Raw genomic sequence first — 21,505 nt, 5'->3', positions numbered from 1 at the left:
CCAGGACGTTATTTCAGCGGATGGCGGCACGTCAATAGTCGATCAAGGGTCACGGCCGGAAGTGCCGCAGCACCTCCGGGTTCGCCATCGCGTCCGGGTTGGCCGCCTGCTCCACCGGGGCGCCCAGCAGGATCTTGCGCACCGGCACCTCCAGCTTCTTGCCCGACAGCGTGCGCGGGATGCCGGGCACCACCCGGATCTCGTTCGGGACGTGGCGCGGCGACAGCTCCTGCCGCAGCGCGCCGCACAGCGCCCGCTCCAGCTCCGGGGTCAGCTCGGCGCCCTCGGCCAGCGTCACGTACAGCAGCAGCCGGCCCTCCTGGCCGAGCTGGCCCGTGTCGATCACCAGGCTGTCGGCGACCTCCTCGAACCGCTCGACCACCCGGTAGAACTCGCTGGTGCCCATCCGTACGCCGCCGCGGTTGAGCGTGGAGTCGGAGCGGCCGTAGATGACGCAGCTCCCGTCCTCGTTCACCTTGATCCAGTCGCCGTGCCGCCACACGCCGGGATAGACGTCGAAGTAGCTCTCGGCGTAGCGCTCGCCGGCGGGGTCGTTCCAGAACATCACCGGCATCGACGGCATGGGCTGCGTGATCACCAGCTCGCCCACCTCGCCCACGACGGGCTTGCCCGCCGGGTCGTACGCCTCCACCTTCGCCCCCAGCGACCGGCACGGGATGATGCCCGCCCTGATCGGGTGCAGCAGGGTCGCCCCGACGAAGCCGGTGCACACGTCCGTGCCGCCGGAGAACGACCCGACCGGCACCCCTGGCAGCGCGCCCGCCACCCACGCGAACCCCTCGGGCGGCAGCGGCGAGCCCGTGGAGCCCACCCCGCGCAGCCGCTCCAGCCCCTCGGGCTCGATCCCGGCCTTGAGCGAGGCCATGATGTACGGCGCCCCGGTCCCGAAGTACGTCACCCCCTCCGAGGCGGCGATCCGCCACAGCGCGGCGGGGGAGGGATGCGTCGCCGCGCCGTCGTACAGCACGGCCGTGGCCCCCACCAGCAGCGCGCCGACGAGGTAGTTCCACATCATCCAGCCCGTGGTGGTGTACCAGAAGAACACCTCGCCCTCGCCCAGGTCCTGGTGGAAGGAGAGCGACTTCAGGTGCTCCAGCACGATGCCGCCATGGCCGTGCACGATCGGCTTGGGCAGCCCGGTGGTGCCGCTGGAGTAGAGGATCCACAGGGGATGGTCGAACGGCACCCGCTCGAACTCCAGCGGCGCGGCCTCCGCCCGCAGCCCCTCCCAGCCGATCACCTCGCCGTGCGGCACCTCAAGGGTGTGCGGGGGCGTGGGCTCGGCCTGCTGCGGCGCCCGGCCGTCACCGGCGGCGGCCAGGTAGGGGATCCAGACGGTGGCTCGCAGCGTGGGCAGCGCGGCGGCGATCTCGTTGACCGCGGCCGAGCGGTCGTAGCTCTTGCCGTTGTAGTGGTAGCCGTCCACCGCGATGAGCACCTTGGGCTCGATCTGCTTGAACCGGTCGACGACGCTCGGCACCCCGAAGTCGGGGGAGCCGGCCGACCAGATCGCCCCGAGCGAGGCGGTGGCGAGGAAGGCGATGAGGGCCTGCGGGATGTTCGGCAGGTAGCCGGCCACCCGGTCGCCCCGCCGCACGCCCAGCCGGACCAGCCCGGCCCGCACCCGGGCGACCTCCTCGCGCAGCTCGGCGAAGGTCAGCTCCTGGCGGGCGCCGTCCTCGGAGACGAAGATCACGGCGGTGCCCTCGTCGCGGCGCAGCGCGTTCTCGGCGTAGTTGAGCGTGGCGCCCTCGAACCAGCGGGCGGCGGGCATCGTGCCGGACAGCACCGGCCCGTCGCCGCGCTCGCCGATCACCTCGAAGTAGTCCCAGATCGAGGTCCAGAACGCGGCCGGGTCCTCGACCGACCAGCGCCACACGCTCTCGTAGTCCTCGCCCGTCCTGCCCAGCCACTCCAGGTAGCGGGTCAGCCTCGCCCGCGCGGCCACCTCTTCGCCCGGCTCCCAGAGAAGCTCGCCCTCAGCAACCATGTGCCCCATCCTGTCGCCCGTTCCATGGAGAGTCCTACCTCTACCCCCCACATAACTAGCTACCGTCTCAGGTGGTCCACCGCCATACGGGCGGCGGTGCCGATCACCGCGTCCGCACGCGGCTGGTTCAGCGCTGTGGAGAAGGAGCGGGTGAAGACGGCGACCGCGTACCGGCCGCCGTCGGGGTACTCGACCACGCCTGACTCGGTGCGCAGCGTCGGCAGCGTGCCGGTCTTGCCGCTGACGGCCACGTCGTCGTACGGGAAGCCGGAGGCCAGCCGGTGCGGCCACACCTGCATGTTGAGCACGCCGCGCATCCACGCGCAGGACGCGGCCGAGGCGATCTCGTCGCGCCAGATCAGCCCGAACAGCCGGGTCAGCTCCCGGGGCGTGCCGGCGTTGCCCCAGGCGGGGTCGAGCGCCCGCATCCGGGCCACCTCGTCAGGATCGAGGTACGGCCACCCGTGCCCGGCGTCGGCCGCCATGCTCTCGTTGATCTCCTGGCTGCTCTGCCGCACGCGCGTCACGTCCAGCCCGTACGCCGCCAGCATGGCGTTGACCGCCTCCCGCCCGACCCGCCGCAGCAGCACGTCCGCCGAGGCGTTGTCGCTCACCGCGATCATCAGGTAGGCCAGGTCCCGCAGCGACATCGTCACCTCGTCGAGCATCGCCGAGACCCCGGTCGGCCCCGTCGACCGGCCGGCCGCCGGCACCGTCACCCGCTCGGCCGGATCGAGCAGCCCGGCGTCGGCCTGCCGGCAGAGCTCCACCAGCAGCGGCACCTTGAACATCGACGCCACCGGCAGCGGCTCGTCGGCCCCGTGCCCGATCTCCCGCCCGGTGTCGACGTCGGCGGCGTGCAGCCAGCCGGTGACCCCCGCCACCCGGAACAGCGCCTCGAAGTCGGGCCCGCTCATGCCAGCATCCCCGGCCTGCAGCTGACGCGCCGCGGCGGCACCGCGCCCTCGTCGGTCATTCCGGCGCTCTCCTTCAACGTCCGTACGGCGACGGCCGAGAAATCGCCGGCCGCGGCCGTCTCGCCGCGCCAGGCCGTGGAGACCCGGGACGCGATCGGCGAGCCTAGCAGCGGCCGCCACGCCAGCCCCGGCGCCTCCACCTCCGGCCCGAACGCGACCGCCGCGCCCGCCAGCACCAGCCCCAGACCCGCGCCCTGGTGCACCTGCGGCGGCACGTACCCGTGGCGGCGGCAGGCCGCCAGCACCTCGGCGTGCAGGCCGGGCTCGCCCTCCTTCGGCGGCATCAGCAGCTCCCGCCCGGCGAGGTCGGCCAGATGCACCTCGCCGACCCCGGTCAGCGGATCGCCGTCGGGCAGCAGCACACCCTGGACCTGCACCAGGACCTCGCCGAACCGCAGGCCGGGCGCGGAGACCGGGTGCCGGACCAGCCCGACGTCGATCGTGCCCTCGGCGAGCGCCGTCACCTGGTCGGCGGTCCAGATCTCGGCGGGCGCGAGCCGCACCTCCGGATGGGTCTCACGGAACCGGGCGACCAGCGCCGCGATCACCGTGGCGGCCAGATCGGGCGGCACCCCCACCCTGAGCACCGTCCCGCGACCCTGCCTGGCCAGCTCGTGCAGCCGGTCGGCGCGGGCGACGATCTCGCGCGCCTCACCGAGCAGCAACCGGCCCGTCTCGGTGAGGCGCACCTGACGGGCCGAACGGTCGAACAGCCGCGCGCCCAGCTCCTCCTCCAGCCGTTTGATGCGTTGGCTGAGCGGCGGCTGGGCCATGCCGAGCCGGATCGCGGCGTTACCGAAGTGGAGTTCCTCGGCGACCGCGATGAAGTAGCGAAGGTGCCGGACGAGGTCCACGAACAGGCACTATATCGAGATTTGTCATTTGCGACGTTCCATATCAAAAGGGACTTCTGGTGGTCCGCGTCACCGTTCTCGCGCGGGGGACTCCGGGTCCGCTCGCGCAACGCGTGGTACGACCGCTCCCGCGGCTGGCCCCCGGAGGCCGGCGACGGAGCTCTCGCCGCCACCACGCCCAACATGCGCGCCCATCTCGCCTGGAGCATCGGCGAACCCGGTACGACGGACGGACCACCCTCGCAGTGCAGGGCATGGCCGCCCAGACGGCGGCGCGCGGGCACGCGGAAATGGGCGAGCACCCCGAGGACGAGCCGCCGTGGATGTACTTCTACGACGACGGCTGGTTCGACATGCAGCGCGGGATGGCCGAACTCGCGCCCGATCAGCCGGCAGTCCGGCTGTCACTTCTCATGTTCTGAAGAAGGCTGATCAGGGCTGATGCCGTCCAGGACGGCCGAGCATCAGTCCCACGCGTTGAAGAGCAGCTCGCCAAGGGTCTTCGGCTTCCAGTACTCGATCTGCTTCCACTCCGCGGCGGACAAAGCAGTGGTGTCCACCTTCGTCAGCGGCGACATGAGCAGTGACGCACCCAAGACGGTGAAGCCGAAGGGGCTGAGGGCGACCGCCCAGGCAGGTGGGGCCAGGAACTCGTCGGAGTACGCCCACCGCCGATCGCTCACGAACGCGACCAGCGGAAACTGAGCCTGGAACAGGGCGAGGTGTGCTCCATCCCGGTCGTTGATCGTGGCGCTGTGAAAGCTCTGCGGATATTCGCGTTCCGCAAAATCCCCGACCTGTCCGCGGGCCCTCCGGGCTGCGGCGTACCAGGCTTTACGACACCTTCTGGGATCGGTCTCCGGCACCGGAGGTTCGCTGACGTGGCGAAACCCCGTCACGCCCCGCTCCAGCCGGAAGACCAGGTGTGAGCTGTCCATCTTCACCCCCGTCGCGAGAGCGGGCCACTCACGGACACGATCATACGCAAGAGTTGTGCCGACCTGCCCTGAGGGAGAGTCAGGCGACTTGGTAGCACTGCCATACGCCGTCTTCGTTACGGGCCTCCACTCCTTCGTAACGCCGATATCTCAATTGGCATGCTAAATTCATGTCGATCTTCTCTCGGCAGGTCCAGATGTTGTTCACATTGGCGGCGTCAACGCTGACGCTGGGCCTGAAGGCATATTTGCAGTAGCCGCGTATGTCGGCGATTCCCCCGAGGGGCCGTTTTCCCGGAGCGTAGCAGACGCCACTCTCGGCACTGGCGGAGGTGAATCGAAAAGCGAGATCAGTCCGAGAATATTGCCAATTGCAGGCGGCTTTCAAGTCTATGCGGGACGAACAGAACTGCTGGTCGTTCGTCTCATAGTTCAATGCTATGCAGGACGAGGCCAGATCGACTCCGCCGAGAGCTGTGTCCGGCGGTCCGGCGAGCTTGATCCCCCAGACGACGCCGGCGCCGACAAGAGCGCAGGAAAGGGCGGCAGCGAGCAACACTTTCACCCAGGCGCGGGCATTCTTGACAGCCTTCGAAAGTTCCCCGACCAGCTCTTTTAGTATCTCTAGGACCTGAGTGAGCATCGCGGCTTCCTTGGGTCGCTCGCCACCAAACACACCGACGAGGTCCAGAACGGCAGGCCGTCCAGGTAACGGGCATGTTAAAGCGCTTGAGTCTTGTGCGCAATATCGCAAAGGGTGGGAATCGAGTCACCGTCGTGATCATATTCACGATTCCGGAGCTCTGTCTCCGGCCAGGGGTAGTTGTGCCGGCTACTCCGATAGTTCAAGTGAGTGGGTTCAAATGCTGGACGCGCGGTGTCTGCAAGTCGTCGCTCAGCAGCCCCTTGGCGGTGGGACTCAGCCATTGGCCGACGGCGCTGGTCCAGCTGTGGCGTACCGGGCGACGATGGTGCGGACGGCCTCGTCGACCACCTGAGCGACGCGTTCGGCGCTCATCTCCCAGCCCGGCACCAGGAGGGTCGGCCAGAAGACGTAGTTGGAGATCATGCCCAGGAACTGCGTGGCTGCGAGGTCCACGTCCTCGACCCGCACCGTTCCCGCCTCGTGCTCAGCCAGGAGGTAGCTGCGTACGGACTCGAAGTAGGGCATCTTCCCTTGCGAGAACTGCGCATGGGCCAGCTCGGGGAACCGCGGCAGCTCGGCGATGACGATCCGGAACAGGTCGGTCATCTGGGGCCGGCTCAACAGCTCGGCGTAACGGCGACCGATGGCGCTGAGCCCGTCGACGACGTTGCCCGCCGGCGGAGGATCCTCCTCGTCGGCGGTTGACCAGGACTCGGTGACGATGGCGTCGAACAGGGCGGCCTTGCTCGGAAACTGCTTGAACAAGGTGGCCCGCGAAACGCCCGAGCGCTCTGCGATCCGCGCCAGCGACGTCCGGTCGTAGCCCAACTCGAGAAATAGTGCGGTCGCGGCCGTCACGATCAGTGCGCGCTTTTCCTGGGCGACGCGCTGGTGGTACGTCGATATGACCTTGCTCACGGACCGAGTATACGAGATGAGTGGCTTGACTCACCACTGCCGCCGACCTAGTGTCGAGGCAGTGGCGAGTCGCTCGGCTCGCCATCGGCCGGCCGTTCATCGCCGATGATCCCGGTCGGTCACCCACGTACCGAAGGAACATCGGATGAACCGCTTCGACAACCAGACCGTGCTCGTGACCGGTGGGACCGGCGGCCAGGGCTCGAGCCACGTACGCGCCTTTCACGCAGAGGGAGCGAACGTGGTGATCGGCGACATCGACGCCGAACGCGGCGCCGCTCTCGCCGACGAACTCGGGCCCCGCGCTCGCTTCACCCGACTCGACGTCACCGACGAGAGCTCGTGGTCCGCCGCCGTGCTGGCCGCCGAGAGCGCCTTCGGCGCCCTGAACGTGCTCGTCAACAACGCGGGCGTGCAGAACCCGCCGGCGACGATCGAAGACACGGAGCAGGCCACCTGGTCGCGCATCCTCGACATCAACCTCACGGGGGCCTTCCTCGGCATCAAGGTCGCAGCCCCCGCTCTGCGCCGCGCAGCAGGGGGAGCCATCGTCAACATCGCCTCGACGATGGGCCTGGGCGGCACGGCGCACTACGCGCCGTACGTCGCCAGCAAGTGGGCCGTGCGCGGCCTTACCCGAACGGCAGCGCTCGAGCTCGGCCGGGACCACATCCGCGTGAACACCATCCACCCCGGCGTGATCGCGACCCCCTTCATCCAGGAACCGGCAGCCGGCGCCACTGCGGCAATCGCCGACTTCTACTCACCCGAGCCTTTCGCCATCCCCCGACTCGGAGAGCCGACCGACGTCACCCGGCTTCTCCTGTTCCTCACGTCATCGGACGCGTCGTTCATCACGGGGTCGGAGTACGTCATCGACGGTGGACTCCTCCTCGGGCCCGCCCTTCAGAGCGAGGCCGCATGAGCGGTCCAGACACGACCGGATGGAACGACTCCGCACGTGACGCGTCTTTGTCGCACCTGCCCGATCACATCCGGCGAGCCATCGAGATCACACCCGCAGCAGGCACCAGCGAACGGATCATCGACATCACGACGCTGGGGCGACGCACCGGCCGGCCACGCCGCATCGAGATCTTCTTCTACCGGGCTGCGGGCGCCACCTACCTGTGCAGCGGCGCCGGCGGTGCCGCGACCGACTGGCACGCGAACCTTCTCGCCAATCCCGACTTCACCTTCCACCTCAAGAACGGGGTCCGTGCAGATCTGCCCGCACGGGCCACGCCGGTCACCGACCCGGCTGAACGCCAGGCCGTCCTGGCCGAGATCGTCGCGGATCTCAACCAGCCCCACGACCCCGGCACCATCCGGCCGACTCGGCTCGGAGACTGGGCTGACAGTCGGCTGATGCGCATCAGCTTCCGCCATCGGCCGTGATCGCGGCGGCGGCAGCGTGTTTATACACGGCAAGAGATCTTCCGCACACCGTTGTCTCCATTCGCTGTGAGCCACGGCACTCCTGGCCTCCGCGATGCAGCAGGGAAGATGCCGGGCCAGGCCCGCGAACAGGGACCATATCCATTTCCATAAGGATGGAAGTCCCATATCACTATTGGACATCCCAGTGGCCGCTCTGGTCTGCTCGGCCGCATGGCACCACAAACGGGGACAACGTATGCCTATCTTCAGCCGGAGGGGCCACTGAAACGGCGACGACGCCGCTGGCCCTGGCTGCTCGCCGTGCTCCTGATCCCGGTCGTGGCCGCGGGCGGCGTGATCTGGGCGTTGCGCACCGAAGGGTCGGCCGAGGAGGCCGCCGACCGTTACCTCGCCGCCTGGAGCGACCAGGACCACGCCGCCATGCGGGAGCTCGTCGCCGACCCGCCCGCCGACTTCGAGGTCCGGCTGCGGCGGTTCCGTACCGATCTGAAGATCACCGAGGCGAGCTTCCACCGGCCGATCTCCGGCGGGCCCTTCGCCGACAACGGGCCGGACGACGAGGGGTACCTGAGCTTCACCGCGAAGCTGTCCGGCGTGCGCGACTGGGAGTACGACGGGCGGCTGCGCATGGTCGAGCGTGGCGGCGCGTGGAAGGTCGCCTGGACGCCCGCCGCCCTGCACCCGCTGCTCACCACCCCGAGCCGTTCCCTGCGCGCGGTGACCGAGAAGGGCGAGCCGCCGCAGGTGCTGGCGGCCGACGGCACGCCCGTCAGCACGCCGGACGCGCCCGGTTCGGTGCAGCAGCTCGTCGAGGGCGTCAAACAGACCTACCCCGATCGGTTCAAGGTCCGGAACCGGGTCCACATCGACCTCTACGAGGGGGACGAGCGGGTGAAGACCGTGGTGCCCGCCGGCGGTGTACGGCCCGTCAAGACGACCCTCGACCTCGCCGTCCACCGGGCGGGCGCGGCGGCGCTGGAGGACGTCACCCAGCCCGCCTCGCTCGTGGCGCTGCGGGCCTCGACGGGGGACATCCTGGCCGTGGTCAACAAGCCGGGCGGGTTCAACCGGGCGCTGCTCGGGACGTACCCGCCGGGGTCCACGTTCAAGGTCGTGACGGCCTCGGCGCTGGTCGCGGACGGCGTCAGGCCGGGGCAGCGGGTCGCCTGCCCGGCCGAGAAGAACATCGGCGGCTTCCCGTTCCACAACGCCGGGTTCGAGGACTTCGGGACGCTGACCTTCCGGGAGGCGTTCGCGCACTCGTGCAACACGACGTTCGGCGAGATGAGCGTGGCCTCGCTCGGCGGGGGGCGGCTGGCGGAGGTCGCGCGGAGCTTCGGCTTCGGCACGCCGATCACGCCCGGCGTGCCCGCCGTACGCGCGGAGTTCCCCGACCCCAAGGACGACACCGACCTCGCCTCCGCCGCCATCGGCCAGGGGCGGGTGCTGGCGAGCCCGCTCAACATGGCCTCCGTCGCCGCCGCCATCGCCTCGGGCGCGTGGATCCCGCCCCGGCTCGTCCTGGAGGAGCACCCCGGCGGCCAGGACCGCGGGCCCCGGCCGCTGGAGCCCGCCGTGGTGGCCGCCCTGCGCACCCTCATGCCCGCCGTCGTCACGGACGGGACCGCGCAGGCCGTACGCTTCCCGGCCGGCACGGCGGGCAAGACCGGCACCGCGGAGTACGGCTCGGGCGAGGAGCCGCCGGCGCACTCGTGGTTCATCGGCTACAAGGGGGACGTGGCCTTCGCCGTCATCGCCGAGGGCGGCGGCGCCGGCTCAGCGGTGGCGGCCCCGGCCGCCGCCCGCTTCCTGCGGGCGCTCGGCTGAGGTCAGCCCGCCTTGCGGGTGGCGGGGGAGGTGAGGGCGGCGACGGCGTTGACGACCTCGGAGGCGTTGGAGAGGTCGGGGAGCACCAGGTCGGCGCCGGCCTCCCGGAGCTCGGCGGCCATCGAGCGCCCTGAGGCGACGCCGATCATCGCGGCCCCGCCGATCCTGGCCGCCTGGACGTCACGGACGGAGTCGCCGATCACCACGGTGTTGGCCGCCGTGAAGGTCGTGCCGAGCCGCGCCTTGGCCCGCCCCTGGGCGACCTGGAGCAGCGTCGCCTTGGGGTAGGGCTCCTCGCCGTAGCCGCCGAGCTCGAAGTCGACGAACTTGTCCAGCCCGAACGCCTTCAGCTTGAGCACCGCGTTGCTCTTGATCGTCCCGGTCAGCACGGTCTGCGCCACGCCGTCCAGCCGGGCCACCGCCCGCAGCGCGTCCTTGGCCCCGGCCATGGCCCGCCCCTCCTTGGCCAGCCGTCCCTTGCGCGCGGCGAAGGCCGTGGCCAGCGCGGCCAGGAACCCCGGCAGATGGTCGTCCTCGGCCTGCACCCCGTTGACGGCGAGCGTCTCGAAGACGACCTCGGAGTCGGGCCGGCCCATGGGCGGGACGAGCTTGACCAGCGGGCGGCCGGTCACGGCCCGGAACGCCTCGGCGTAGGCGTCTCTGGTCACGATGGCGACGTCGACCAGCGTCAGGTCGACGTTCCACAGCACAAGGCGGTTGATGGCAGCCTCCTGGAAGGAACACTGCAAGGGTAAGGGCGGCGCGCCCGCGCGGGCCCGCCGTCCGGAAGATTCCGTATGACCGGCGTCAGGCGAAGTCGAGCGCGGCGGCCAGCGTGTCCACCACCGGGAGCCCGGTGGCCTCCAGCTCGGCCCTGGTGGACATGCCGCCGGTGTAGAGCACGGCCCGCGCGCCCACGTGGCGGGCGGCCATCCCGTCGTCCACGCTGTCGCCGATCACCAGCACCTCGGCGGGGTCCACGTCGAGCGACCGGATGTGCGCGGCCATGTGGGCGGCCTTCTCGCCGCCGGTGGTGCCGTGCAGGCCGTCGATACGGGTGAAGTGCCGGGTGATGCCGAACGCGTCCACCTTCGGCACCAGGTGCGTGTGCGGCGCCATCGAGCAGAGCGACTGCGTGCCGGTCCAGCCGGTGAGCACCGTCTCGGCGTCGGCGGCGAGCCCGCAGACCTCGCTGAGCCGGAAGTAGTGCTCGTGGAAGCCGTCGTCGAGCAGCTCCCACTCGCCCTCGTTGAGGGGGCGGCCGAGCAGGCGCTCGTAGGCGACCCAGATGGGCCGGGTGTAGACGGCGCGGAAGCCGTCGGCGGTGAGGGCGGGCAGCGCGTACGCCTTGAAGACCTCGTTGGTGGCCCCGACCACGGCGTCGATGTCGTGGAACAGCGTGCCGTTCCAGTCCCAAATGATGTGTTTCGTCATTTGGGGCACAGCTTATTAGCCGGGGGAGACATTTCCCCGCGAAGCCCCCGGGACGCGACCGACCGGCCGCGGCCCGGGGACGTGCTCAGCCGCAGGCCTTGGAGGTGGTGCCGGTGCCGGTCTGGCCGCCCCGGCCGCCGTTCCACTGGACGGAGGCGCTGCCCCACGTGCAGACGTTGTTGCCGTAGAGCATGTTGCCCCAGTGCCGGCCGCCGTTGCCCTTCTTGAACTGGAAGGTGTCGCTGGCGCCATTGCGGTAGACCCGGATGGTGCCGGACGCGGAGGTCATCGTGGTGATCTCGGTCCAGTTGGTCTTGCACTTGCCCGACCACATGAGCTTGACCGTGCCCACCTGGTCGTTGAACCGGGTCTTGATCGCGGCGGTGCGCACGACGCGCGCCGAGTTGCCGCAGCCGCTGCGGTACGGGTCCTTGTGGTCGTAGGGCTTCAGCGCGGCCTGTGCGTGGGCTGGGGAGCCCGCCAGGAGGGTGACCGCCGCTGCCCCGATCGCGGTCGCCGCTACGCGAAGCTTCACTGGGAATCGACTCCTCGTGTAAGAAACAGTGCTGCGTCGGGACATTAGCGATGATCCGCGCCGGACGGTCAAGGTTTTGTGATCTTTGTCATGATCGCAACAGGTCGGGGATCTCCTGGGTGGCGTACCACATGAGCTCGTGGGCCTCCGCCCCGTCCACGGTGAAGCGGGCGTCGTCGTCGCCCTCGTCGGCGGCGGGCAGCGCGGCGAGCGCGGCCTCGACGTCGGTGGCCGCCTCCAGGTCGTCGATGTGCACGGCGGCCACCTTGGTCAGCGGCACCGCCTGCGCGAGGCGGACGCGGGCGCGCTCCTCCAGGTCGGCGCCGGCCCTGGCGGCGCCCTCCGGCACCTCGGCGGCGACCACCACCCGGCGGGGCGGCGCCTGGACGCCGTCGGCGCGGTCGGCCGCCAGCATGCGCAGCGAGGCGCGGGCGGCCTCGGTCAACGCCACGTATTCGAGCTCCTCGGTGTCGCCCGAGGCGTACCACTCGGTCAGCGCGGGGGTCACCGCGTAGCCGGTCAGCGGGGCCGGGCCCAGCTCTCCCAGCTTGACCGCGGTGGCCAGGGCCGGGAGGGTGCACGGCAGATAGACGCGCATCACGAACCTTTCGTGCTTCAGGCCGCCGGGAACGGCCCGGCGGGCAGGGCACCTATCATGCCCGCCGGAGCGTGAGGCTTAGCAGAGACTCGAGCTCCGCGATGGTCGTGTCCGGGTCGCGGTGGTGGATCCCGGCCATGCCGAGGGCGCGCGCGGCCGTGATGTTGGCCTCGATGTCGTCGATGAACACGCACTCCGCGCCGGGCAGCCCGATGAGGTCGAGGGCGTGGTGGAAGATGCGCGGCTCGGGCTTGCGCATGCCGACCTCGCCCGAGATGACCACGGCGTCGAAGATGTCGTCCCAGCCGTCGCGCTGGTAGGTGTGGGACCAGGAGTTGGAGACCAGGCAGGTCCTGACGCCGTGGGCGCGTACGTCGCGCAGCATGTCGTGCATCGCCTCGACCCGCTCGAACCCGGCGAACATGCGCTCCAGCAGCCCGTCGGCGACCGGCGGCACCCCGTCCAGGGTCAGCAGCCGGGCCGCGAGGTCGCGTTCGAACGCGGGCCCGTCGAGCTCGCCGCGCTCCAGGGCGTGCACGGCGTTCTCGCCCGCGCCCTCGCCGTAGGCGTGGTCGATCATCTCCCGCATCACGGAGCGGTAGTGCTCGCCGTCGATCCGGTCCGCCTCGATCCACTTGGCGATGGAGTCGGCGAGACTGGTCGTGAGCACCCCGCCCCAGTCGATCAGCACACCCGTGACCACGGCCACCTCCAGGCTCGAACTCCGTTCTAGAGTAAGACGTCCCAGGAAATGCCGATAAATCAGGCTAAATTGCCAGGTCAGGAGCCGGCGAGGCCCAGCAGCGGCAGGCACGGGCCGAGGTTGTGGATCTCGACGCCCGGGGTCTCGCTCCAGTCCTCGGCGGCCAGCCGGAAACGCTGCGTGGCGACCGGCTCGCCCTTGCGGGCGTGCATCATGATGCCGTCCTCGCGGTAGCCGAGCTTGCGCGTGACCGCGAGCGAGGCGTGATTGTCCTCGAACGCCTCCGTCACCGCGTGCCGCGCGCCGAGCCCGGCGAAGGCCAGGTGCAGGACGGCCGCCCGCATCTCGGTGCCGATGCCCCGGCCGTGGAAGCGCCGGCCGAGCCAGGAGCCGGAGCCCAGCTCGCGGGTGACGGCGAAGTTCCTGGCCTGGATCCCCTGGGTGCCGACGACCTGGCCCTCGTACAGGACGGCGAACTCCAGCGCCCAGTCGTCGGCGGTCAGCGCGCCCCAGGCGCGGAAGTGGTACTGCGCGGTCCGCCTGGCCCGCTCGGCGGGCTCGCCGTCCGTCCAGGGGAACAGGAACGGCATGAAGCCGTCCTCGTGAACGCCCTCGGCGGCGCGGTCGCCCAGCTCGTCGAGGTCTTCCAGGGACGGGACGCGCAGCACGAGACGCGGCGTCGTGATGGACAGGTTGAAAAACGGCCAGTTACGCATATCGCCACATCTTCCCTGAGCAGATGGGAGGATCGCGACTTGTTTTCCGAAGCGAGAAGGTGCTTATTCGATGATTCGGGTACGCGCGCTATATGAGGACTAAGGTACGAGGAATAGCCGCACTCATCCTGGGATGCGGTTTTTCAGCGGTGATGAGCGTGCCGGCCGCGGCCGATGAGGAAACAACCACCGTGACCGTCATGCGGCCGGGCGACCGCAGCGAGGAGGTCAGGGCGCTGCAGCGCTGGCTCCACGAGCGCGGCTTCTACTTCGGCCGGTCCAACGGCGTCTACGACGAGCAGACCAAGTTCGCCGTCTGGGCCTTCCAGAAGAGCCGCAGGATCATGCCGAAGGCCGTGATCGGCCCCGAGATGCTGAAGGCGTTCGACCGGCGCTCGCGCCTGCGGCCCCTGGTGCCCAAGGGCGCCGCGAACCGGGTCGAGGTGGACCTGACCTACCAGCTCCTCACCGTCTACCGCAACCGCCGCCCGGTGCTCACCTCGCACATCTCCTCGGGCGCCGAGGTGCGTTACTGCGAGGGCGGGCGCTGCGGGAACGCGATCACGCCGGTGGGCGACTTCCGGGTCACCAGCCGCGCGCCGGGCTGGACGACCGGGCGGCTCGGCTCGATGTACAACTCGCTCTACTTCGTCGGCGGGATCGCCATGCACGGCTCGACGCAGGTGCCGCTGCGGCCGGCCTCGCACGGCTGCGTACGGGTGCCGATGGCGGTCTCCAAGCGGCTGTTCGAGCTGGTCAAGGTCGGCGAACCGGTGTACGTGCGCGGCAAGATCCACCGGGCCAAGGGCCAGGACAAGTCCTGAGCGGGGTCACACGCCCTGCGGGAGCCGGAAGAGGCAACCGGGGTCGTAGGCGGCCTTGACCGCCGCCAGCCGCGCCGCGTTGGGCCCGTAATACGCGCTCCGCCAGTTCGTTAAATCGGGGTCGATGTAATTCACATACGCATGTTCCCCGAAATATTCGGACATGTCGGCGTGTATCGCCCGCAACCATGCCCGATCCATTCCTTCCTGATAATACTGTACGCTGTAAAGGGCTGCCCGATGCGGAAAGGCCGTGGCCGCCGGCGCCACCCGTCCGATCGCGCCGCCCATGGCGTCCAGCAGCACCGAGTGCCGCCCGCCGCGGGCCACCCCCTTCACCAGCGCCCGGATCCCGTCCGCCGGCAGCCGCCGGTAGGCCAGGTGCGACCGGGCGGCGAACGCCGTGCGCGGGATCCGCCGGCACTCGGCCGTGCTCCGCGACCCGCAGCCGCCCATGACCTTCATGGCCTCCAGGTGGGACACCGTGCGCGCGTACCGCCGGGCGGGCCGTCCGAGCCGCGCGACCAGCGGGGCCAGCGCCCGGTCCAGCGCCGCCGCGCCGCCGAGGAAGGTGCCCACGACCTCCACGTCCAGCCCGGCCGCCGAGCGCGTCAGGTGCAGCGACGACCACAGCTCGTCCGGCGCGGACGGGGCCCACGCCTGCCACTCCCGCACCGCCGCCTCCGCCCGCGCCCACGGCCAGTGCAGGAAGAACACCGTCGCCCGGCCGGTCGCGAACGTACGGAAGGTGAAGGACACGGCCACGCCGAAGTTGCCGCCGCCCCCGCCCCGGCAGGCCCAGAAGAGGTCGGGATGGCGGGAGGCGTCGCAGTCGAGCACCCGCCCGTCGGCCGTCACCACCCGGACCGCCTCCAGCGCGTCGCAGGTCAGGCCGTGCTTCCTGGACACGACGCCGAGGCCGCCGCCGAGCGCGAGACCGCCGATCCCCACCGTCGGGCAGGAGCCGGCGGGCACGCTCACGCCGTGCCGGGCAAGGCGGTCGTAGACGTCGATGAGTCTCGCCCCGGCGCCGACCGTGGCCCGGCCGGCCGAGTAGCGGACCGACGACATCCTGGACAGGTCGATCACCAGTCCGGTGCCCGTGGACCAGCCCGCGTACGAGTGGCCGCCCGAGCGGGCGGTGACGGGGATGCCGCCCGCCCGGGCGAAGGCCAGGCACGCCGCCACGTCGGCCGCGCTCGCGCAGTAGGCGAGCGCGGCCGGCCTGATCCGGTCGTAGGCCGGGTTGAACAGGCGGCGGGCGGCGGCGTACCCGGCGTCCGCGGGCAGCACCAGCGTCCCGCCCAGCCGCCCGCGCAGCGCCCTCCAGTCGGGGGCGGAGGCGAAGGCGGCGAGCGGGGCCACCGCCGCCGCGCGCAGCAGATCCCGGCGATCCATGAACGTCCTCCCCGTCGTGGTGCCCAACGGTGAGACGCCGGCATGGAGCACCGGGTTCGTCACGAGTCCGTCACCCGGCCGCCCCTCCTCCGGCGCCGGCCCGGGCCAGCCGGGGCACGCTCGCCGCCTTCATCACGCCGTCCTTGACCAGGCGGAGCGGGGATCCGGTCGACTTCGACGGGCCGGGCCCGTGCCCGTCCCCGCTCGTGCCGGCCAGTCGCAGGGCGAGCGCCGGGCACATGTCCACCGCCCGCCGCGCCTCCTTGGCCATCCAGGCGGGCACGTTGCGGAACGACGGGAAGCCGTAGTCGTCCAGCTCGACGAACTCCGGCAGCAGGTGCGCGCACAGCCCGTGGCCCTGGCAGCGCGACCAGTCCACCTCCAGGCGGTACTCCAGCTCGGGCGCGCGCTCGGGCATCGGCATGACGCCGCGCACCGGCCGCCCGCACGAGCCGTGCTCCTGGTGAAGCGCGATCTCCGCCTCGAAGGCGTCCAGCGCCGACAGCACGAACTTGGCCGTGCCGTCGGGGTGGAAGCATGCGCCCCGCCGCTCGACCAGCCGGACGGCCCGGCGTACGGCGTCCACCGAGCCGGACCCCTCGACCAGCGCGTTCATGAGCTTGGCCACGTCCGGCAGGCCGAGCCGGCAGGGGCCGCACTGGCCGGCCGACTCGCCCGCCAGGTAGGAGGCGACCCGGGCGGCCTCGCCCAGCGCGCACGTGGACTCGCCCAGCGGCACGATGATGCCGGCCCCGAGGGTGGCGCCGGCGGCCTTCATGCCCTCGCGGGAGATCACGGCGGTCTCGACGGCGTCGGCCGACAGCCACGCGCCGTGGTAGCCGCCGATGAGCACCCCGTCGCCGATGTCGGCCTCGCACATGGCGAGCACGTCGGCCAGCAGGGTGCCGGTCGGGGTCTCGATGACGGCGCCGTCGGCGGCGCCGCCGCTCACGGTGAGCAGGATCGTGCCGGGCTCCTTGGCGGTGCCGACGGCGGCGTACTTCTGGGGGCCGTACTCGGCCAGCAGCGCGAGCTGCGCGTACGTCTCGGTGTTGGACAGCAGTGTCGGCAGCCCGTCCACGCCGCTCGTGGCAGCCCGCTTCTTGCGGCCTGGCGGGATGCCCTCCTCGCCGTTGACGGCCTTGACCAGCGCGCCGCCCTCGCCGGAGATGAAGCGCTCCTTGATGCCGACCACCCGGATCGGCACCCGGCTCTCGGCCCCGCCGGAGACGTTGGCCGCCCGGCGCTCGGCCACCGCGGCGGCGACGGACGCCTCGGCCACCTCGCCCCCGGCCGTCGCGACCACCACCTCCCTGGCTCCCAGGGCCTCGGCGGCCAGCACCGCGCCGTCGAGGACGAGATGCGGGTTGCGGGTCAGCAGCATGGCGTCCTTCGAGCTGGCGGGCTCGCCCTCGGCGCCGTTGACCAGCACGACGCTCTCGCCGTTCGAGCCGGCCGCGTCGGCCACGGCCCGCAGCTTGCGCGCGAACGGGAAGGCCGCGCCGCCGCGCCCGCGCATGTCCACCTCATTGGCGTACGAGATGAGCTCGCCCAGCTCGCGCGGCTCCACGAGGCCGTGGAGCGTGCGGTGGGCGGGCAGGTCCAGCCGACGGCAGTGGTCCAGCCCGGCGGTCAGCCGGGCCGGACCCATGCGCAACACCCTGGGCACTCTGGCCGGGATCACGGTCGCTCCTTCGCGATGGCAATCGAGTTACTCAACCGGCCTCCCGGTATCTGCGGCGAGCCTCCGCGAGGCTCACCGGCGCGTTCCTCGCCCCCGCCGTGGCGGCGGCTGTCGTGCTTGCGGCGACCCGCTGCGGCCGCTCGGCGGGCACGCCCACGGCCGCCGGAGCGGTCACCGCGGGTCCTTCGACCCGCTCGGCCACCACGGGCGGCCTGCGGAGCGAGGCCAGCACGCGCACGATCAGCGCGCCGCCGACCGCCGCCAGGCTGGCCACGTACGACCAGGCCACCCAGCCGGCCGCCGGGCGGCCGGCCGTGAGTCCGTGCATGATCGCGATGGGCCAGGCCAGGTACGCGGCGGAGTGCATGACCCGCCACATCCACGGCCTGTTCCGCGTCGCGAAGCGTCCCCGGATCATCCCCGTGACCACGGCCAGGACCATGAGGTCGAGGGCCACCGTCCCGAGGGCCACGTAGATCCCGGCCACCGGCACGAAGGCCGCCCCCAGCGGGATGTGGCCGAGACTGATCATGAGGGAGACGTGCGTGATCAGGTAGGCCAGCCCGATGAGGGCGGTGGCCCGGTGCGCGAGCTGCGCCCGGACCCGGTTCGCCGGCGACAGGAAGACGCGCTCGGTGGTGATGATGCCGAGCGCGACCGTCGCGGTCAGCAGCACCAGGGCGAACACGCCCGCGTAGAACTCGAGGAAGCCGACCCCGCGGCCGAGCAGTTCGATCCCACGCTCGGTCCTCGTCAGCGCGAACGCCGACAGCAGGACCGCCATGACCATGGCGCTGGCCCCCAGCCGGACGCTTCGGGTGTCCAGCTGGGTCGCGTGGTGCCGGGGGTGTCGTCTGTGGAGCATCTGTTTCCCCTCCAAGGTCGGGTGAGGGTGCGACTCGGAAGGCGGATGACCCTTCGCGGGCGCGGTTCTCTAGGTCAGCAACGGCGGCCCCGGTTGATGCAGGAGACGACGGTCTGCATCAGCCGGTCGGGCATGACGTTGGCGAAGTCTGCGTGGTCCGTGACCGGGTTGTGCTTCTGCTCGGGGAAGGCGTCCAGCGCGTACGAGGGACCCTGCGGCACCGAGTAGGCGAGCGTCATGCGGAGCTGCGGGATGGCTCGCGTACCCTGCGGACAGGCGCCGTTCTGGTCGGGGAAGACCACGTGCGTGCGATGGTTGGCGCTGTCGGTGTTCTGTCCGTCCCAGCAGCTCGGGAAATCCAGAATACGAAGGACGAGGCTGCCGCGCGGGCAAAGCGGATATTTGTCGGTAGTTATGCGATTTTGGAATCCCGTGCAGGACCACGCGGCCTTCGCGTTGGCCGTGCCGTTGGTCGCGGCCTTGGCGTCACCGGTGATGATCCGCAGGAACCTCGGCATGGCGACCACCCGGGAGCTGGCGTTGCCGCGGAACTGGAGCTGCACCGCGCGGGCGGTCAGCTGCTGGCCGACGTTGCCGTCGGGGTCGTTGTCGTTCGCGTCGACCTTGCGGTTGCGCAGCACCGGCCAGAAGTACGTGGACCGGTCGCCGAGCCGGCAGGTGGTGCCCGCCGCGGCCAGGCTCTCGTCGGTGGAGAAGGCGTCCGTCGACAGGTTGCCCACGTAGTCGTGCAGGTGGTGCGCCCCGTTGCTCACGCCGGGGGCCACGATGAAGTTGTCCGGGTTGTTGTGCTTGTTCTCGTTCCTGCCGCACTGGGAGACGAAGGTGCCGCGGGAGCCGTTGCGGTTGAAGCGCGCGTTCACCCGCTGCGGGGCGACCTGGCGGATGTCGACGAAGTCCTCGGGAAACGGGCCCAGGTCGGCGCAGGCGGCCTCGTCGGGGTCGTTCGTGGCCGAGCCGGTGGGGGAGGCGGTCGGCGAGGCGTTGCCGCCGCCGGGGTTGTTCCGGGTGGGGACGGGCGTCGCGGTCCTGGTGGGGTTGTTGCGGCGGCGGGAGAACGTCGAGGCGGTCTGCTCGTCCTCGGGGGCGGCCTCGGGGGCGTCCTCGGGGGACGCGGCCGGGTCGAGCAGCTTGGCGCCGCCCTGAGGCGCCTGCTGGTCCTGCCCCTGCTGCTGGTCGCCGTTGTTCTGCTGGTTGTTCTGCTGGTTGTTCTGGTCGCCGTTCTGCTGCTGGTCGTTCTGGCCCTGGTTCTGGTCCTGGCCTTGGTTCTGGTCCTGACCCTGGTCCTGGTTCTGGCCCTGATCCTGGTTCTGACCTTGATCCTGGCCCTGGTCCTGACCCTGGTTCTGGTTCTGGTCCTGCTGGTCGTCCTGGCCCTGTTGGTCGCCGTTGCGCCGCTGCCGGTTGTTGTTCTGCTGCTGACCCTGCGAGGCCTGCTCGGCCGGGTCGCAGTGGTCGGCCAGTGCGGGGGCGACGCCGATGACGGCCGCGGACACCAGCCCGCTAGCCACCACGGCCAAGGCGGACATGGCCGCGGCCATGCGTCTGGAACTCGTCATTTAGTGTCTCCTCATGTCGACCGCCAGAGCGACGGGTGGTGCAGGTGAGGGCGTCGGGGGCTCCGGGAGTTGCTGGAAGTCGACCAGGCCCGTGGACTCCAGAAGAGTCATGTGGCGCATCACGAAGTTGATGCCTTCCTGGGCGAACTTCCTGATCTCGGCGTTGCGGGTGCCGGCCCGTACGCTCGCCACGACGGTGAAGACCTTGCCGTGCGCGGCACGCAACAGGTTCGCGTAGTCCTTGTCGAAGGCGGGGCCGCTCTCCGCCGCGAGCTGGGCGAGCCAGCGTTGCTGGTCGGCGTTGGGCTCGTCGGGGATGACCACGCCGAGCTTCTTGGCGGCCTGGACGGTCAGGGCGTCCAGCTTCTTGTGATCTTCCATGATCAGCCGGCCCACCTCCTTGACCCGCTGCGACTCGGCGCGGGTCTGGGCCATGTCGCCCGCGGGCATCTCCCAGAGACCGGCCTGCCGGACCTTGACCAGCAGGTCGCGGTCTGCGGCGGTGAGCGGTCCCGCGGACGTCTGCGTGAACTGGGCGGCCGCCGGATCGATCGACGGGGGCATGACCAGCACGATCGTCACGGCGGCGGCCAGGACGAAGCCACCGAGCATGAACAGCTCGCCTCGCAAAAGCCTGTGCATGGTCGGAGGTACGCGGCGGCAGCGGGTCAGGTTCAGCTATGGCCGGGAATAGTTAGAAATGACTGGAGTTATCGGAGTGGCTACCGGACCGATAACAAAGGTGTAAAGATGTGCCCCGTGCTAGGTCACCTCGACGGCAGGTTCGAGAGTGCTGATGCCGAGGCGGAGCACCGCATCGCGGTGCTTTACCAGGAGTTCGGCGGCCCTCTGCTGCGCCACGTGCGCAAAAGTACTGGTAACGACCTCCAATGGGCCGAAGACGTCGTGCAGGAGACGCTCGTCCGAGCCTGGCGTAACTCGGCAAGACTGCAATGGGAACCAAGCCTCTTATGGGCGTGGCTACTGACGGTAGCCCGCAGGATCGTCATCGACGGACGTCGACGCAAGAGCGTGCGGCCTCACGAGGTCGAGCCGCCCGAAGTCGACATGATGGCGGTGCCGGACGGCTCTGAGCGAGCCCTGTCGGCGATGGTCGTCGCCGACGCGCTCCGCAGTCTGTCCGACGAACACCGCGAAGTCATTGAGCAGACCTACCTCCGAGACCGTACGATAAGTGAGGCGGCGGAGATTCTGGGGATTCCGCCGGGCACGGTGAAGTCCCGGCTCTACTACGGCATCCGGGCTCTCCGCGAGCTGCTGCGGGACAAGGGGGTAGCCGGCTGATGCATGACGAGGTGGCCGCCTACGTCCTCGGCGTCCTCGATGAAGAGGAGCACGAGGCGTTCGAGCGCCACCTCGACGAGTGCGAGCAGTGCCGGCGCGAGCTCGTCGAGCTCGTCGAGTTGCCCGAGCAGCTCGACGAGCTGAAGCACACCCCCTCCGCCTCCGACGACGATCCTCCTATGTCCATGTCGCGTTGACGTCCATCCCCTTTTCGGGTGGTATCGGTAACGGCAAGGCGTTCAGGGGGAGGTGTTCGGTGGGCATCGACGGTGATGCGCTCGTTCCCCGGCATCC

The 21,505-nt window shown here is 70.5% G+C and carries 24 protein-coding genes; 7 read left to right on the top strand and 17 right to left on the bottom strand.

What is annotated here, in order from left to right; genetic code table 11:
- Positions 1-49: 49 nt before the first annotated feature.
- Genes ABD292_RS22150 through ABD292_RS22140 form a run of 3 tightly spaced genes read right to left on the bottom strand, consistent with a single transcriptional unit; the run spans position 50 to position 3,842 of the window.
- A complete protein-coding gene (locus ABD292_RS22150) occupies positions 50-2,011 on the bottom strand; it encodes an acetoacetate--CoA ligase (protein ID WP_344210138.1) in 1,962 nt (653 codons plus the stop codon).
- A 59-nt stretch (positions 2,012-2,070) separates the two neighbouring features.
- Positions 2,071-2,928 (bottom strand): serine hydrolase, encoded by an 858-nt coding sequence (locus ABD292_RS22145; RefSeq protein WP_344210136.1) that lies wholly within the window; start codon positions 2,926-2,928, stop codon positions 2,071-2,073.
- On the bottom strand, positions 2,925-3,842 hold the full coding sequence (locus ABD292_RS22140) for a LysR family transcriptional regulator (RefSeq protein WP_344210134.1): 918 nt from the start codon (positions 3,840-3,842) through the stop codon (positions 2,925-2,927). Before ABD292_RS22140 ends, ABD292_RS22145 begins: the two co-directional genes overlap by 4 nt.
- A 254-nt stretch (positions 3,843-4,096) precedes the next feature.
- Between ABD292_RS22140 and ABD292_RS22135 the strand changes: the two genes are divergently transcribed.
- On the top strand, positions 4,097-4,264 hold the full coding sequence (locus ABD292_RS22135) for a hypothetical protein (RefSeq protein ID WP_344210132.1): 168 nt from the start codon (positions 4,097-4,099) through the stop codon (positions 4,262-4,264).
- 42 nt (positions 4,265-4,306) lie between these two features.
- Here the strand turns inward: ABD292_RS22135 and ABD292_RS22130 are convergent, their stop codons facing one another.
- The 3 genes from ABD292_RS22130 to ABD292_RS22120 all read right to left on the bottom strand — a co-directional run bounded on the left by ABD292_RS22130 (position 4,307) and on the right by ABD292_RS22120 (position 6,332).
- Positions 4,307-4,780, bottom strand: coding sequence for a hypothetical protein (locus ABD292_RS22130; protein WP_344210130.1), 474 nt, complete (start codon positions 4,778-4,780; stop codon positions 4,307-4,309).
- A 79-nt stretch (positions 4,781-4,859) separates the two neighbouring features.
- Positions 4,860-5,423 (bottom strand): hypothetical protein, encoded by a 564-nt coding sequence (locus ABD292_RS22125; protein WP_344210128.1) that lies wholly within the window; start codon positions 5,421-5,423, stop codon positions 4,860-4,862.
- Positions 5,424-5,699: 276 nt separating this feature from the next.
- Positions 5,700-6,332, bottom strand: coding sequence for a TetR/AcrR family transcriptional regulator (locus tag ABD292_RS22120; RefSeq protein ID WP_425565145.1), 633 nt, complete (start codon positions 6,330-6,332; stop codon positions 5,700-5,702).
- A gap of 157 nt (positions 6,333-6,489) precedes the next feature.
- On the opposite strand from ABD292_RS22120, the gene ABD292_RS22115 reads away from it, so the two are divergent.
- The 3 genes from ABD292_RS22115 to ABD292_RS22105 all read left to right on the top strand — a co-directional run bounded on the left by ABD292_RS22115 (position 6,490) and on the right by ABD292_RS22105 (position 9,572).
- On the top strand, positions 6,490-7,269 hold the full coding sequence (locus tag ABD292_RS22115; RefSeq protein WP_344210125.1) for a glucose 1-dehydrogenase: 780 nt from the start codon (positions 6,490-6,492) through the stop codon (positions 7,267-7,269).
- Entirely contained in the window at positions 7,266-7,742 is a 477-nt protein-coding gene (locus ABD292_RS22110) for a nitroreductase/quinone reductase family protein (RefSeq protein ID WP_344210122.1), read from the top strand. The genes ABD292_RS22115 and ABD292_RS22110 overlap by 4 nt, the downstream gene beginning before the upstream one ends.
- Positions 7,743-8,045: 303 nt before the next feature.
- Complete coding sequence (locus ABD292_RS22105) at positions 8,046-9,572, top strand: penicillin-binding transpeptidase domain-containing protein (RefSeq protein WP_344210120.1); 1,527 nt, start codon at positions 8,046-8,048, stop codon at positions 9,570-9,572.
- 2 nt (positions 9,573-9,574) lie between these two features.
- Here the strand turns inward: ABD292_RS22105 and ABD292_RS22100 are convergent, their stop codons facing one another.
- The 6 genes from ABD292_RS22100 to ABD292_RS22075 all read right to left on the bottom strand — a co-directional run bounded on the left by ABD292_RS22100 (position 9,575) and on the right by ABD292_RS22075 (position 13,558).
- Positions 9,575-10,282, bottom strand: coding sequence for an HAD family hydrolase (locus tag ABD292_RS22100; RefSeq protein WP_344210118.1), 708 nt, complete (start codon positions 10,280-10,282; stop codon positions 9,575-9,577).
- A gap of 97 nt (positions 10,283-10,379) precedes the next feature.
- On the bottom strand, positions 10,380-11,006 hold the full coding sequence (locus ABD292_RS22095; RefSeq protein ID WP_344210117.1) for an HAD family hydrolase: 627 nt from the start codon (positions 11,004-11,006) through the stop codon (positions 10,380-10,382).
- An 85-nt stretch (positions 11,007-11,091) separates the two neighbouring features.
- Positions 11,092-11,541 carry a DUF2690 domain-containing protein gene (locus ABD292_RS22090; RefSeq protein WP_344210116.1) on the bottom strand — a complete coding sequence of 150 codons (450 nt, stop codon included), beginning with the start codon at positions 11,539-11,541 and terminating at the stop codon, positions 11,092-11,094.
- Between the two features lie 88 nt (positions 11,542-11,629).
- A complete protein-coding gene (locus tag ABD292_RS22085; protein ID WP_344210115.1) occupies positions 11,630-12,139 on the bottom strand; it encodes a DUF6912 family protein in 510 nt (169 codons plus the stop codon).
- Positions 12,140-12,194: 55 nt separating this feature from the next.
- The gene (locus ABD292_RS22080; RefSeq protein ID WP_344210113.1) at positions 12,195-12,848 is read right to left on the bottom strand and encodes an HAD family hydrolase; all 654 of its coding nucleotides are present in this window, start codon (positions 12,846-12,848) and stop codon (positions 12,195-12,197) included.
- Positions 12,849-12,919: 71 nt separating this feature from the next.
- Positions 12,920-13,558 carry a GNAT family N-acetyltransferase gene (locus ABD292_RS22075; protein WP_344210111.1) on the bottom strand — a complete coding sequence of 213 codons (639 nt, stop codon included), beginning with the start codon at positions 13,556-13,558 and terminating at the stop codon, positions 12,920-12,922.
- Positions 13,559-13,758: 200 nt separating this feature from the next.
- Between ABD292_RS22075 and ABD292_RS22070 the strand changes: the two genes are divergently transcribed.
- Positions 13,759-14,382, top strand: coding sequence for a L,D-transpeptidase family protein (locus ABD292_RS22070; protein ID WP_344210464.1), 624 nt, complete (start codon positions 13,759-13,761; stop codon positions 14,380-14,382).
- A 6-nt stretch (positions 14,383-14,388) separates the two neighbouring features.
- Here ABD292_RS22070 and ABD292_RS22065 read toward each other — a convergent pair whose 3' ends face one another.
- From ABD292_RS22065 to ABD292_RS22045, 5 genes are all read right to left on the bottom strand, one after another.
- Positions 14,389-15,780 carry an FAD-binding oxidoreductase gene (locus ABD292_RS22065; protein ID WP_344210109.1) on the bottom strand — a complete coding sequence of 464 codons (1,392 nt, stop codon included), beginning with the start codon at positions 15,778-15,780 and terminating at the stop codon, positions 14,389-14,391.
- 70 nt (positions 15,781-15,850) lie between these two features.
- Positions 15,851-17,464: an NADH-ubiquinone oxidoreductase-F iron-sulfur binding region domain-containing protein gene (locus ABD292_RS22060; RefSeq protein WP_344210107.1), complete on the bottom strand. Its 1,614-nt coding sequence runs from the start codon at positions 17,462-17,464 to the stop codon at positions 15,851-15,853.
- Positions 17,465-17,495: 31 nt separating this feature from the next.
- The gene (locus tag ABD292_RS22055; protein WP_344210105.1) at positions 17,496-18,329 is read right to left on the bottom strand and encodes a ferric reductase-like transmembrane domain-containing protein; all 834 of its coding nucleotides are present in this window, start codon (positions 18,327-18,329) and stop codon (positions 17,496-17,498) included.
- A 74-nt stretch (positions 18,330-18,403) separates the two neighbouring features.
- The gene (locus ABD292_RS22050) at positions 18,404-19,906 is read right to left on the bottom strand and encodes a DUF1996 domain-containing protein (protein WP_344210103.1); all 1,503 of its coding nucleotides are present in this window, start codon (positions 19,904-19,906) and stop codon (positions 18,404-18,406) included.
- Positions 19,907-20,548, bottom strand: coding sequence for a DUF4142 domain-containing protein (locus ABD292_RS22045; protein ID WP_344210101.1), 642 nt, complete (start codon positions 20,546-20,548; stop codon positions 19,907-19,909). It abuts the gene before it with no gap.
- A gap of 117 nt (positions 20,549-20,665) precedes the next feature.
- Here ABD292_RS22045 and ABD292_RS22040 point away from each other — a divergent pair, with 117 nt between their 5' ends.
- Both ABD292_RS22040 and ABD292_RS22035 read left to right on the top strand, forming a co-directional pair.
- On the top strand, positions 20,666-21,211 hold the full coding sequence (locus ABD292_RS22040) for a sigma-70 family RNA polymerase sigma factor (RefSeq protein WP_344210099.1): 546 nt from the start codon (positions 20,666-20,668) through the stop codon (positions 21,209-21,211).
- The gene (locus tag ABD292_RS22035; protein WP_091079819.1) at positions 21,211-21,408 is read left to right on the top strand and encodes a zf-HC2 domain-containing protein; all 198 of its coding nucleotides are present in this window, start codon (positions 21,211-21,213) and stop codon (positions 21,406-21,408) included. The genes ABD292_RS22040 and ABD292_RS22035 overlap by 1 nt, the downstream gene beginning before the upstream one ends.
- Positions 21,409-21,505 lie beyond the last annotated feature (97 nt).

This window comes from Nonomuraea bangladeshensis, assembly GCF_039529455.1.
GTDB lineage: Bacteria > Actinomycetota > Actinomycetes > Streptosporangiales > Streptosporangiaceae > Nonomuraea > Nonomuraea bangladeshensis.
The sequence above is the reverse complement of the archived record's forward strand: the minus strand, read 5'-3'. Positions and strand labels throughout refer to the sequence as shown.